Origin of the sequence: Bacteroides sp. Marseille-P8574 (assembly GCF_902825465.1) — a bacterium.
GTDB classification, from domain to species: Bacteria; Bacteroidota; Bacteroidia; order Bacteroidales; family Bacteroidaceae; genus Bacteroides; species Bacteroides uniformis.
In genome coordinates, this window is sequence record NZ_CADEBE010000001.1 from 469,917 (window position 1) to 483,687 (window position 13,771).

General features: G+C 44.0%; 13 protein-coding genes. 2 read left to right on the plus strand and 11 right to left on the minus strand.

Annotation, left to right across the window (positions count from 1 at the left end; all coding sequences use genetic code 11):
• Both HUX74_RS02055 and HUX74_RS02060 read left to right on the plus strand, forming a co-directional pair.
• The gene (locus tag HUX74_RS02055) at window positions 1-582 is read left to right on the plus strand and encodes an indolepyruvate oxidoreductase subunit beta (protein WP_117601463.1); all 582 of its coding nucleotides are present in this window, start codon (window positions 1-3) and stop codon (window positions 580-582) included.
• A 30-nt stretch (window positions 583-612) separates the two neighbouring features.
• On the plus strand, window positions 613-1,920 hold the full coding sequence (locus tag HUX74_RS02060; protein WP_138346209.1) for a phenylacetate--CoA ligase family protein: 1,308 nt from the start codon (window positions 613-615) through the stop codon (window positions 1,918-1,920).
• Between the two features lie 546 nt (window positions 1,921-2,466).
• Here HUX74_RS02060 and rplT read toward each other — a convergent pair.
• The 11 genes from rplT to HUX74_RS02115 form a co-directional block, all read right to left on the minus strand.
• On the minus strand, window positions 2,467-2,817 hold the full coding sequence (gene rplT / locus HUX74_RS02065) for a 50S ribosomal protein L20 (RefSeq protein ID WP_004289896.1): 351 nt from the start codon (window positions 2,815-2,817) through the stop codon (window positions 2,467-2,469).
• A 100-nt stretch (window positions 2,818-2,917) separates the two neighbouring features.
• The gene (gene rpmI, locus HUX74_RS02070; protein ID WP_005827880.1) at window positions 2,918-3,115 is read right to left on the minus strand and encodes a 50S ribosomal protein L35; all 198 of its coding nucleotides are present in this window, start codon (window positions 3,113-3,115) and stop codon (window positions 2,918-2,920) included.
• Window positions 3,116-3,180: 65 nt separating this feature from the next.
• Window positions 3,181-3,783, minus strand: coding sequence for a translation initiation factor IF-3 (gene infC, locus HUX74_RS02075; protein WP_119961672.1), 603 nt, complete (start codon window positions 3,781-3,783; stop codon window positions 3,181-3,183).
• A 121-nt stretch (window positions 3,784-3,904) separates the two neighbouring features.
• A complete protein-coding gene (gene thrS, locus HUX74_RS02080) occupies window positions 3,905-5,845 on the minus strand; it encodes a threonine--tRNA ligase (protein ID WP_005836068.1) in 1,941 nt (646 codons plus the stop codon).
• Window positions 5,846-5,924: 79 nt separating this feature from the next.
• A complete protein-coding gene (locus HUX74_RS02085) occupies window positions 5,925-7,985 on the minus strand; it encodes a tetratricopeptide repeat protein (RefSeq protein WP_117601460.1) in 2,061 nt (686 codons plus the stop codon).
• A gap of 116 nt (window positions 7,986-8,101) precedes the next feature.
• Entirely contained in the window at window positions 8,102-8,659 is a 558-nt protein-coding gene (gene def, locus HUX74_RS02090) for a peptide deformylase (protein WP_022402114.1), read from the minus strand.
• A gap of 43 nt (window positions 8,660-8,702) precedes the next feature.
• Window positions 8,703-9,128 (minus strand): Holliday junction resolvase RuvX, encoded by a 426-nt coding sequence (gene ruvX / locus HUX74_RS02095; protein ID WP_005827870.1) that lies wholly within the window; start codon window positions 9,126-9,128, stop codon window positions 8,703-8,705.
• Between the two features lie 116 nt (window positions 9,129-9,244).
• The gene (locus HUX74_RS02100; protein ID WP_174646122.1) at window positions 9,245-9,997 is read right to left on the minus strand and encodes a YjbH domain-containing protein; all 753 of its coding nucleotides are present in this window, start codon (window positions 9,995-9,997) and stop codon (window positions 9,245-9,247) included.
• Window positions 9,998-10,124: 127 nt separating this feature from the next.
• Window positions 10,125-11,264, minus strand: a complete 1,140-nt coding sequence (locus tag HUX74_RS02105) for an OmpA family protein (RefSeq protein WP_005836065.1) — start codon at window positions 11,262-11,264, stop codon at window positions 10,125-10,127.
• A 40-nt stretch (window positions 11,265-11,304) separates the two neighbouring features.
• Complete coding sequence (locus tag HUX74_RS02110) at window positions 11,305-12,183, minus strand: DUF3869 domain-containing protein (protein ID WP_174646123.1); 879 nt, start codon at window positions 12,181-12,183, stop codon at window positions 11,305-11,307.
• Between the two features lie 13 nt (window positions 12,184-12,196).
• Complete coding sequence (locus tag HUX74_RS02115; RefSeq protein ID WP_174646124.1) at window positions 12,197-13,444, minus strand: hypothetical protein; 1,248 nt, start codon at window positions 13,442-13,444, stop codon at window positions 12,197-12,199.
• Between the last annotated feature and the right edge of the window lie 327 nt (window positions 13,445-13,771).

The following is a 13,771-nucleotide window of genomic DNA, read 5'->3' on the forward strand; positions in this document are numbered from 1 at the left end:
ATGAAAAAAGACATCATACTTTCCGGCGTAGGAGGACAAGGTATCCTCTCCATCGCCACCGTAATCGGCAAAGCAGCCCTCAAGGGCGGACTCTACATGAAGCAGGCAGAAGTACACGGCATGAGCCAGCGAGGCGGTGACGTGCAGTCCAACTTGCGCATCAGCGACCAACCCATCGCCTCGGACCTTATCCCCACAGGAAAATGCGACCTCATCATCTCCTTGGAACCGATGGAGGCGTTGCGCTACCTCCCCTTCCTCAGCCCTGAGGGTTGGCTGGTGACCAATGAAGCTCCCTTCATCAACATTCCCAACTATCCGGCAGAAGAAGACATCAAGGCCGAAATCAACAAGCTGCCGCATAAAATCATGCTGAACGTAAACGAGGTGGCAAAAGAAGTCGGCTCTCCCCGCGTAGCGAACATCGTACTGCTGGGCGCCACCATCCCCTTTCTCGGCATTGACTATGCAAAGGTGCAAGACAGCATCCGCGAAATCTTCCAACGCAAGGGAGACGCCATTGTAGAGTTGAACCTCAAAGCGTTGGCTGCCGGCAAAGAGATTGCTGAAAAACTGATGTAAACTATAATTGACTCTAAATTTCAACATACCATGAATAACAAATACTGGGAAGAAGAGATTGAAACGATGCCCCGTGAGCAGTTGCGCGAACTACAACTGCAACGGTTAAAAAAGACTGTCAGCATTGCCGCCAACTCTCCCTACTATAAAAAAGTATTCCAAGAGCATGGCATCACTGCCGGCAGCATCCGGTCTATAGAAGACATACGTAAGATACCGTTTACCACCAAGGCTGATATGCGCGCCAATTATCCTTTTGGATTAGTAGCAGGCGATATGCGTGAGGACGGAGTACGTATCCATTCTTCCAGTGGCACTACGGGCACGCCGACGGTCATCGTACACTCCCAACACGATTTGGACTCTTGGGCAAACTTAGTGGCACGCTGCCTCTATATGGTAGGCATCCGTAAGACGGATGTTTTCCAAAACAGCTCCGGCTACGGTATGTTCACCGGAGGACTGGGCTTTCAGTATGGAGCCGAACGTCTGGGTGCACTGACTGTTCCTGCCGCTGCCGGCAACAGCAAGCGCCAGATTAAGTTCATCACCGATTTCAAGACTACTGCCCTACATGCCATTCCCAGCTATGCCATCCGTCTGGCCGAAGTATTCCAGGAAGAAGGTATAGACCCTACCAGTACAAGCTTGAAAACGCTTGTTATCGGTGCCGAACCCCACACAGACGAGCAACGTAGAAAGATTGAGCGCATGCTTGGTGTCAAAGCCTACAACAGCTTCGGTATGACTGAAATGAACGGTCCCGGCGTAGCCTTCGAATGTACCGAACAAGACGGCATGCACTTCTGGGAAGATTGCTACCTGGTCGAAATCATTAATCCGGAAACCGGCGACCCCGTACCGGAAGGTGAAATCGGCGAACTGGTACTGACAACCTTAGACAGAGAAATGATGCCGCTTATCCGTTATCGCACGCGCGACCTTACCCGCATTCTGCCTGGCAAGTGCCCTTGCGGACGTACCCACATCCGTATAGACCGCATCAAAGGCCGTAGTGACGACATGTTCATCATCAAGGGAGTCAACATCTTCCCCATGCAGGTGGAAAAGGTGCTGGTACAATTCCCCGAATTGGGCAGTAATTACCTCATCACACTTGAAACGGTTAATAATCAAGATGAAATGATTGTAGAAGTTGAACTCAGCGACCTCTCTACCGATAACTATATCGAGCTGGAGAAGATTCGCAAAGCAATCACCCGTCAGTTGAAAGACGAGATTCTAGTAACCCCGAAATTGCGGTTGGTGAAGAAAGGCTCCCTACCGCAGAGCGAAGGAAAAGCCGTCAGGGTAAAAGACCTGAGGAACAACAAATAAACCGTAAAAACCTCTGTTCAAAACAGACCATCTGTTCCTGTTCACCCTATACAGATGGTCTGTTTTGTATAAACGTATCATCTATCTTCCCTTGATACATCATCTGTTTCAGCATCACGTATCATTTGTTTCACAATCACCCACATCCGCATAAAAAGAAAGAGGAACGGGTTATCCAGACAGATTACCGTTCCTCTTTTATAGAAAGCCGCACCGATGATGTGATGAAACTCCGTATGACATGATTTGAGTGCTCCTCCTCTTTGTAATCCACCGACTCAAGAGTTACCCCGAAGGGCGTGGCCCGCCATTGAGAAGCGAAGCTTGTCTCGGTATTTCATAAAAATTGATGAGTTTCCCGATCCAATCAATGCGGCTATTTTTTCTATAACAAAGGTAATGAGTTTCTATGAAAGAAACAAGTAAAATCAGCAAATTGTTTCAAGCCCTTTTAATGTTTTAACCCCTCCCAAGACTATCAGAAAACAAAAAGTGCTGACTACCAAAAGAGTAATCAGCACCTCGTAGTTTATCTGCTAACTGTTTTTATGCAGCCTTTGCTTTAGCAACGATAGCCTTGAAAGCTTCCGGATGGTTCATCGCTAAATCAGCCAACACCTTGCGGTTGATTTCGATACCGGCTTTGTGCAAAGCGCCCATCAGCTTAGAGTAAGACATACCTTCCAGACGAGCGGCAGCATTGATACGCTGAATCCACAAAGCACGGAAGTTTCTCTTCTTGTTCTTACGGTCACGGAACGCATAAGTCAAACCTTTCTCCCAAGTATTCTTGGCAACGGTCCAAACGTTCTTTCTTGCACCAAAGTAACCTCTGGTCAATTTCAAAATTTTCTTTCTTCTTGCTTTAGAAGCAACATGATTTACTGATCTTGGCATAGTTTTACTTGTTTTTGAATGTTAGCGCCGTTACTTCACGCAGCGGACTTAAAGCTAATGCATTCGGTTAATAACTTTAATACTTTTGTACGCTTTTCAATTACTTCATTGCTAAAAGCTCTTTCACCTGGCTTACATCTGTTGTACTTACAAGTGTAGAGTAGCACAAGTTTCTTTTCTGCTTCTTAGTTTTCTTAGTCAGGATGTGACTATGAAAAGCGTGCTTTCTTTTGATTTTACCTGTTCCGGTAAGAGTAAATCTCTTTTTAGAACCGGAGTTAGTCTTCATCTTTGGCATCTTTTTTAACTTTTTAATTATTAAATTATATGGCAACGCACTATACCTATGGCGTTACTCATTCTTTATTCTCCTTCGGTTTCAGCCGACGCGGCCTTTGGCGCATCTTCTGCAGGCTTGGGAGCCACGTTCTTCTTCGATGCCGCCGCTTTCTTCGGAGAGAGCTGGATTGTCATTCTCTTTCCTTCCAGAACCGGCATCTGGTCTACCTTCGCATAATCTTCCAAGTCATTGGCAAAACGGAGCAGCAGCACTTCTCCTTGCTCTTTGAACAAGATAGAACGACCTTTAAAGAATACGTAGGCTTTCACCTTATCGCCATCTTCCAAAAAGCCTTTGGCATGCTTCAACTTGAAATTATAGTCATGGTCATCAGTCTGAGGTCCAAAACGTATTTCCTTCACGTTTACCTTCACCTGCTTTGCCTTTTGCTCTTTCTGACGCTTCTTTAACTGATAAAGAAATTTAGAATAATCAATAATACGACAAACAGGGGGTTGTGCATTTGGAGAAATCTCCACGAGATCCGCTTCATGTTCTTCAGCAAGTCTTAAAGCCTGCGCTATCGGATACACTTTTGGTTCTACTTCATCGCCCACTATGCGGACTTCTTTGGCCCGGATTTGTTCGTTAATCCGATGTTGCCCTTTTAAGCTGTCATTCTTCATTAAATAACGTTTACTTCCAGTTTGTTTCTTATTTACTATTCCCAAATTAATGTTTTATGTTAAGTAAAAGCGATCTTTAGAACATCTAATATATGCTATGCTTCTACAATTGGGCGCAAAGTTACCATTTATTTATCATATTCTGAACTTCTTCGTTCATTTTTTTGGCAAATTCTTCAAATTTCATGGTTCCCTTATCACCTTCTCCCTGCTTGCGGACAGCAACTTCCTTGTTTTCAGCCTCCTTTTCACCTACAACCAGCATGTACGGAATACGCTTCATCTCATTGTCACGAATCTTACGACCAATCTTTTCATTGCGTTCATCCACAATGGCACGGATGTCATATCGCTTCAAGTATTGTTTCACTTCATGCGCATAGTCGTTGAACTTCTCGCTGATAGGCAGAATAGCGACCTGATCAGGAGTCAGCCACAACGGGAATTTACCAGCTGTATGCTCAATAAGCACAGCCACGAAACGTTCCATGGAGCCGAACGGAGCACGGTGAACCATTACGGGACGGTGCTTCTGATTGTCGGCACCGGTATATTCCAGTTGGAAACGTTCCGGCAGGTTGTAGTCCACCTGGATGGTACCCAGCTGCCAACGGCGACCAATGGCATCCTTCACCATGAAATCCAGTTTAGGACCATAGAAAGCAGCTTCTCCATATTCTATTTTTGCCTTCAACCCCTTTTCTTCACAAGCTTCGATAATGGCACGTTCTGCTTTTTCCCAGTTCTCGTCACTACCGATATATTTTTCGCGGTTCACCTTGTCGCGCAAGGAAATCTGTGCCTCGAAGTTCTCGAAGTCCATAGATTCGAACACGATGGAGATAATGTCCATTACACGGAGGAACTCATCCTTCACCTGGTCCGGACGACAGAAGATGTGCGCATCATCCTGCGTAAAGCTACGTACACGTGTCAGCCCGTGCAGCTCACCACTCTGCTCGTAACGGCAAACCGTACCGAACTCTGCCAAACGCAAAGGCAGGTCTTTGTAAGAACGGGGTGAGTTCTTGTAAATCATACAGTGGTGAGGGCAGTTCATCGGTTTCAAGAAGTACTCTTCCCCTTCTTCCGGTGTATGTATGGGCTGAAAGGAGTCCTTACCATATTTTGCATAGTGTCCGGAAGTGATGTAAAGCAATTTGTTGCCGATGGGCGGACACATTACTTCCTGATAATCGTAACGGGCCTGGATGCGACGTAAGAAGTCCTGCAAGCGGATACGCAGTGCAGTACCTTTGGGCAGCCACATCGGGAGTCCCTTACCTACGGTGTCGGAGAACATGAACAAGTCCATCTCCTTACCGATTTTACGGTGATCGCGCTTCTTTGCCTCTTCCAGCAGAACAAGATACTCATCCAGCATCTTCTTCTTCGGGAAGGTGATACCATAGATACGGGTCATCATCTTACGGTCTTCTTGTCCACGCCAATAAGCACCGGCGACGGAAGTCAGCTTAATAGCCTTGATAGGAGCTGTGGTCATCAAGTGAGGGCCACGGCACAAATCAGTAAATGCACCCTGCGTATAAGTTGTGATGTGACCGTCTTCCAATTCGGAAATCAGCTCGCATTTATAAGTTTCTCCACGGTCACCAAACATCTTCAAAGCATCTGCCTTGGCAATGTCTTGTCTGACAACCGCTTCTTTCTTAGCCACCAGTTCAGCCATTTTTTTCTCAATGGCCGGCAGGTCAGCTTCCTTGATAGTCGTTTCACCCGGGTCCACATCATAGTAGAAACCGTTTTCGATAGCAGGACCTATACCGAACTGGATGCCCGGATAGAGTTCCTGCAAAGCTTCGGCCAGCAGGTGGGCACTGGTATGCCAAAAGGCATGCTTACCCTGCTCATCCTCCCATTTATAAAGAACCACTTCAGCGTCTTGCATGATAGGACGCCCCAAATCATAAATTTCTCCGTTCACGCCACAAGCCAGCACGTCTTGTGCCAATCGCGAACTGATGCTTTCTGCAATCTGCAGTCCCGTTACTCCTTCGTTATATTCACGAACAGAGCCGTCTGGAAATGTTATCTTTATCATAGTTTATATGTATATTTCATTTTTCAGAACGCAAAAATAGCTAATTCTTTTTGATATTCTATTTTTTAGCAAAAAAATGTTATTCCCGTGTATCTGTAAACCTCTTTATGATATTATAGGCCGACACAATGCCCAACTCTCCGGCTTTACTCAAATCAGCAATACCTTGTTTGTTATTCCCCAGGAAGATGTGCGTCAACCCACGGTTAAAGTATGCTTCAGCAAAATCGGGGCTCAGCTCAATCGCCTTGTCATAATCCGCCAAGGCGGCACGGTAATCCTTCAGCAACGAAGACACATTGCCACGGTTATAATAGCCATAAACAAAATCAGGAGCCAATTGGATAACGTGGTCCAGGTCATTCTTCACAACTTCATAATCGATGGCCGTCACTTCAGGCTTCTTCATTTCCGTTGTACCCGAAGTGGCGCCTTCACTCATTGTGGCTTCGGCCTTTTTATATTCCAGTTGCTTATAACGCACCAAAGCACGCATAAAGTATGCCGGAAAGAAAGTGTCGTCCAACAAGATACTCTTTGTAAAGTCATCTATGGAACTGGCAAAATCCTGAACCAGATAGAAGTCCAGACCTCTCATGAAACGTTTCTTGGCGTTCTTCTCGTCAGCCACCACATCAGACGTATGAGCGTCTATCAAAGCAAAGTGGAAGCGTACTTGTTCCTCCGTCAGCGGAGCTTCCATATTGGTGATGCGCAGTGGCTTCGGGAACAGTTTCGAATGGTTCAGTTCCTCAATATACTTATGATAATGTACGATACGCTTCACATCGCTCAGTTTCTCATAATAAGTCAAAGCATACATCGGCTCAAGCTTAATGGTCACATTCCGGTCTTGTACACGTCCACGATAATCGCTCTTATAACGCTGGTCAACTTCCGAATCGTCCGCTATTACAATTTTCCGATAATTTTCCATATTCTTGTCGGATTTCTTACGGGTCTTCCCGCCATCTCCATTGGAGTTCCCCGAAGAATTATCCGCAACATCCTTACTGTCGCCACCTTCCTTTTTGTCACCGGAAGAAACACCGTTACGCTTGTCTATCTGCATCTTCATGATTTTGAACTCATCCTGCTCGGCTCCTTTACGGTCGCCAATCTTTTTACGGGCTTCGGCACGCTGATAATAGCCGGCCATAAAGTTAGGATATTCTGCAATCACTTTGGAATAGTCACTGATAGCTCCCCGGTAATCCCCCGTCTGCGCACGTAACAAACCACGATTGAAAGTGGCCATCATATTATCCGGTTCCATCTTCAACACAAAATCAAAATCCTCTATCGCCCGGTTGTCATCGCCTACCTGGGCACGCAGCAGACCGCGGTTGTAGTGCCCGAGAAAATTATTCGGATCAATATCCAAAGCCAAATCATAGTCACTCATGGCGCCTCTCAAATTATTCTGATGGAAACGCGCCAAGGCACGGTTGATATAGTTACCGGCATTCTTTGCACTCAGATGGATAGACTGGTCCAAATCAGCTTCAGCCTCTTTATACTTTCCCTGCTGGAGACGTACAATGGCTCTTGCCCCCCATCCGTCCGGGTCATAACGGTCCATATCAATAGCTTTGTCAAAATCACGCAAAGCTTGTATCGTATCGTTCTGTTTCAGGGAGACTTCCCCGCGCATCAGATAGGCACGCGTATATTTGGGGGCAATTGTCAGAAGCGTACCCAAATCTTCCTTAGCTGCCTCATAATCTTCTTTCTGAATATGGCAAAGAGAAAGATTATGCCAAAGCACCACATTCTCCGGATCGTATTTGATAGCGGTTTTATAATCTTCAATCGCCTCGTCAAACTTGTTCTGACGGATACGTGCCAATCCTCTGATCTGGTAAGCACCTACCACAAAAGGATTTCTTTGAATCGCAGCATCACAATCACTCTCCGCTCCCTGATAGTCATCCAAATTGATTTTTGCCAGTCCACGGAAGAAATAAGGCTCATATAAATAAGGTTTCGCGTTGATTACCTGATTAAAATATTGGATAGAAAGCACGTAATCCTCAAAATACAATGCATTCCGAGCAATGGTCATCACCCGTTCCGTATTGATTTGCGCATACAACAATGTGGGTAACAGCAAAATAGCTGTCAGTATTTTTCTTATCATCTTGTTTTATAAATGCTTGTAAACGAAACAAAAGTAACGTTTTTCGTTTACTTGTCGGGATTAGCGGAACACTTTTTATATTTTTTGAGCCTTTTATACCATATTATATGGTTGACTTATTTCTTTACGGTTTTCACCTTATAAGTGCAGTGTGCCTTGCCCTTCAACATGGCATTCAGTTTTCCTTTAATCATCTGCTTGCGCAACGGAGACAAATGGTCGATGAACATCTTTCCTTCCAGATGGTCGAACTCGTGCTGCATCACGCGTGCCAGGTAGCCTTCGATAATCTCATCGTGCGGTTCCAGATTCTCGTCCAGGTACTGCACACGTATTTTGTTGCCACGCTTCACCGACTCATGAATACCGGGAAGGCTCAAGCACCCCTCGTCCATAGAAACCTCCTCACCGGACACCTCCAAAATATGGGCATTGATATACGCCTTGCGGAAATCTTTATATTCTGGCATATCTTCGGAAAGTACATCCAAATCGATTACCACCACGCGGATGGGAAGCCCAATCTGCGGTGCTGCAAGTCCTACGCCTTCGGCATGGTCCATCGTTTCAAACATATTCTCAATAAGCTCTTTCAAATTCGGATAGTCCGGGGCAATATCCTCTGCTACCTTTCTCAATACGGGCTGACCGTACACATAAATGGGTAAAATCATTTCCTTTACTACAAATTACTAATTACAAATTATTTTCTATACATTATAAAAAGGAGAAACGTTTGTTCTCCAAATAAGTTTGCAGAATAATAGTTGCACTGATTTCATCCACCAGTGCTTTATTTTGGCGGTCTTTCTTTTTCAATCCAGCCTCAAGCATCGTCCGATGAGCCAGAACAGAAGTAAAACGCTCGTCTACATATTCAACCGGCATGTCAGGCAGTTTCTTCTTCAGCGAACGGACAAAAGGTTCGATATTCTTCATGTTTTCCGAAGCCTCATTATTCATCTGCTTAGGAAGGCCTACCAAGATACGCTCTACCGGCTCCTTAGCCACATAATCAAGAAGAAACTGCAACAATTGGTGTGTAGGCACAGTTGTCAGTCCATTCGCAATCATCTGCAATGTATCACTCACGGCTATTCCCGTACGTTTTCGACCGTAGTCTATGGCTATTATTCTACTCATAATGGGCTACAAAATTACGATTAAAATTTGAATTCCGCCGTTAATCTTACATATATAATACAGAAAAAAGGGATGTCTGATAGTATCAAACATCCCTCCGCTGATTTTTTCATTAATTATTTCAAATGAATTTTGTATGTCAGCCCTCCCGTGAAATATTTCATCCTCTGCATTTCGACCTGCACATGCAGATGCTTGAACAGCAGATAAGTGGCTCCCAAAGCAAAGTCCTTGGAGTCGTACTCCGCTATCACCCTCAACTGCGGATGGAAGGAGGGATTGTAGGTGACACCCAGTGCAAAGCCATTCAGTTTGTACTCCTTGCGGTTGTTGTAAAGGTAGGAAAGATGGACACCGATCTCCTCCTTACCCACAACGGGTATATGCTTGGAGGCGGCAATATAGAAACGGCTGTAATAGCCGTTACCTTCCGTGGTGCCTACCTGGCCACCACCGGAGGAAGTGAACGGGTCGGACGTCCCCAGCACGACAGCCGGCATGTATTTCCAGAACTGCCCCTCCTTCAACACACGCAGACGGGCGGAAAAGTAGCGGTCCTGGTTCGTGAACCCGCTATACCCGTATGGCTTCAATCCCAACGCCTCCGCCTTGAAGAGCGTACACGTGTAGGCCACTTCCAGAAAGGGGAAGATGGTGACGTTCAGGAAATAGTTGTAGGTATGATAGTACCAGGTGGGCGGTGTGAGCTCCTTGTTCAGGAAGTTGCCGCCGACCATGAAAGTCTTGTCGCGCTGCATCTCAGCAGAGGGCGCATGCAACAGCCCGGTTGTACCATACGTCAACTGGGAAAAGGCCGAAAGGGAAAGGCTGCAACACAGAACGATAAAGAATAGCTTAAACTTCATCATCACATATAAATTCAGTCGCTGATAAAAAATGGGTTGCTTTATAACATACATCGGACATAGTACCAAAAAAAGGCGTCTGAGTCCCAGACGCCTTCATTTTTAGAGTCTATTTGTCACTTGGAGTGTATTATTCCAGGATAACTACGCGGTTCAGGAAGTTCTTGCCGAACATGTTTTCAGTACCACCGAATCCTACGAGTTCAAGCTGGTCCTTGTCAACACCCTGAGCAATCAAAGCGTCGTAAACAACCTGGGCACGCTTTTCGGACAGCTTCTGGTTCCAAGAAGCGCTACCGGTAGCCTTGTCAGCATAACCTGCAACTTTGTACTTCTTGTCCGGATTAGCCTTCAGAATCTTGGCAGCCAGTTCGATGTTAACCTTGCCATAGTCGTCCAGACGGGCGCTGCCAATCTTGAAGAAGATGGCACGCGGACCGGCAACTTCAACTTCCTTGGTCACTTCCTTAACTTCAGGTTTAGCGTTGGCCAGTGCATTCTTGCAGTTAGCCAGGTCAGCCTGAGCCTGAGCCAGTTCACTTCTATATCTGTTGATTTCCGCATTGACTGCGTCTTCGTCAATCTTAGAAACCGGAACGAACTTCTTACCGCCGAAGATGTAGCTAACACCTGCGGTCAGCATACCTGTACCTTCAGCCTTGCGATGGCTGCTGATATTACCGAAAATGGACGGAGCGATGGCACCGCGAGCTTCTACGTCAATGGCCCACTTGGTGTTGATATTGAACTTCAAGCCCAAACCGGCAGAAGCGCCGATACGTGCACGCATTTCTGCTTCACCGGCAGGAGCCATAGACTGCGAAGTACCATCAGCACTAATTGTAACATCCACATTTTGAGATTTTGCTACAGAAATTTGAGGTCCCAAGAAACCGTAAACTTCGAAGAAACGGTTAGGATTAGCACCGGCAAACAATGTAGAAAGATTGATCATTGCATCAATGTTACCACCTACATAAGTCTTGTTGTGTTCCCAGTATGCATCATCCAAACACAAATGCTGAGTAATACCGTTTACCTGAGCACGTACCCCCCAAGTCGGAGTAATCAGCTTACCAACTGACACGCTGAAATGCGGAGCAATCTTATTGAAACCGTCATTGTTGATGGCGTGGATACCACCACCTACACTGACAAAAATATTATCGCTCCATTTCGGAGTGTAGTAGTTCGTTTTTTCCTGTGCATTCAGATTTGCTGCACAAGCGCCTGCCAATAGTAAGGAGGCTATCATTAATTTACTTTTCATTTTCTCTTGAGTTTAAGATAAATAACAACTAAAACCTCTATTAATCAAGTTCACCAACACCACCACCGGCATTGCCTTCACCATGACCATGACCATGACCGTGGCTATGACCGTGACCAGGAATATCCTGATTTTCAGTGACACTCAATTTAGAAGTAGTATAATCATCAACCTTAATAGAACCCAAAGCATCAGCATCAGCCTTAGTCACAGCTTGTTTCACAACATTATACTCAGTCGTTACAATTGTATAAGTTATAGAAGCCGTTGTTCTTGAGTTAGCATAAACAGAATACTCACCATCTTTTGTTGATGCAACATGTTCCGTATAGGTATTTTCAAGCGTATTGAAGAAAGATTCAATAGCAGCACGTTCAATAAGATCGTCTGTGTTGATCTTTTTTGAACCTTCTACAACTTTGGCACCGCTCTTTTCTACATAAGTAAATGAAGGGATAGAATACCAATAAAGTTCAGGATTATCCCATACTTTTTCTTTTGTTTTTTCATCTGTAGATGTAGTGGGTACTGCTACAATCTTAGTCTCAGCATCTTCTTCCTGAAGAATGATAGTCGGAGTCAGAGTAGCAAATTGCCCAGCTTGCAAAGCAGGAACCTTAACTGTAACAGTTGCACTCAAACCATTATAAGAAGCTGTAACATCAACACTCTTAGGAGCCAGAGTAGGATTACCAGTAAATGTCAACTCTGCAGGTGCGATAGTGGCTTGGCCAGTTACATCTGTAGTAACACCATCCTCTATAGCAAGCACAATCGGACTAATAACAGCTTGTGCATTAGTAGGAGTTACATTAACGTTGAACTCTTCCTTCTCACAAGAAGTTAAAGTTGTAGCTAAAGCTACTACGGCTAACGCAAATACTGCACTTATGCCGTTTAAGAATTTAATCTTTTTCATCTCAATTAATTAATTAAAAATTTAACAATTCTGACTTAATAAAATATGGGTTAAAACTATTTTCTTCCATTATATTGTCACTAACTTCCGCTTTATACTGTCTATAATAGTACCTTTCATTACCTGCATTATAAACAATGCCCATATTAGCAGAGGTATTCACACGAGGTATATATCCTTTCCTTTTATATTTATAAGGAGGTAATGCCACTTGAAATCGGAAGCCTCCATTCATCTTTGCATGTTCTGCTTTCATTGCATAGAAACCAATCGAACAATAGCGAAAATGACGAATCATTTCAAATTTAACACCTTTCTCCTTCAATAAATACTGTTCTGCTTTCAGATTAAACTGAGTGTTAAATTGCGGCCAATAAAAGCTACCGCCCAAAGACCAAGTAACAAGTGCTGTCGAAGGATCATATACATAGCGAAATCCGCTCCAATATCCCATTCCTGTATACCCAATCCGAGCCATTAAGGAAAAGCGTTCATCCTTAAAAGGGCGATAAAATTCGGCGTCCACTCCATATTGGTCAGCACTAAAACATCCCACAGTCACTTTACCAAACACATTATACGGTAATCTAAAACGCTGTGAAATTGTAATATGTCCTGGATGAACTTTATCTTCAAACCTTCCATACCCATCATTATAAACCGGTATTTTCAACTGTGCCGTTAATTTCATACCTTTCCATAACGAAACTTCTATCGCAGGACTCAAATCAAACAAGACCTGGTAAATCTGTGTAATCACCAGATTCTTGAAAGCTAATTGAGGATACACCAATACATCAATCTTGAACAAAGAACTATTTTTCAACTTTATTTTCCGTGCATTTTTCCAAGTATCACCCAATTCATAGCTTACATTCCAGTCATCACGTTCTGCTTGGAGCACCGAATCCCCCTTTATGGGATGATAATAAAGAGAAATCTGAGGTACATTATTGTCCAGAACTATTATCCGGCATGACTTTTCTCCCGGTAAACCCATCTTTTGAATAACATCCACCGCTTTGCCTATGCCTACGCCTTGCAAACGATATGCAGAGTTCTGCAGAACATACACACGTTCATTGCCATCTTCTGTCCATCCAACATTTTCAAATCCCATTTCCACTAAAGCATCTACAGTACTTTCCCCCGTTTGGCAAATCCCTTTTAAAGGGAGCAAACAGTATAAAAAGAACGCTGCACACAGTGCTATTGTTTTAGTATTTAGGCACTTTCTTATGTTAGAGTTTTTATACCTCATCTTTTTCAACCATTTTTTGTGTTCGTATAACACAAAATATGCTGCAAAAATAGACACATTTTTAATAATACCAAAGATTTTTATATGAAAAAATGAAATAATGTTGTTTTTTCTTCAAAAGCCCCCAACAAATACTCAGAATGTTTATATGAAGTATATTAGCTATCTTAAAATCCTTAATATAGCTGTGCATAATTACTATACAGAATGTTGTTTTTTGTGCCAAATAGTCATTTTTCAGATGTTTTTGCTAATTCACTTTTCTCTGAAAAAGGATAAATAGAAGAAATATCTGCAAGAATTAAAGAGAATGACAAATTGCACTTC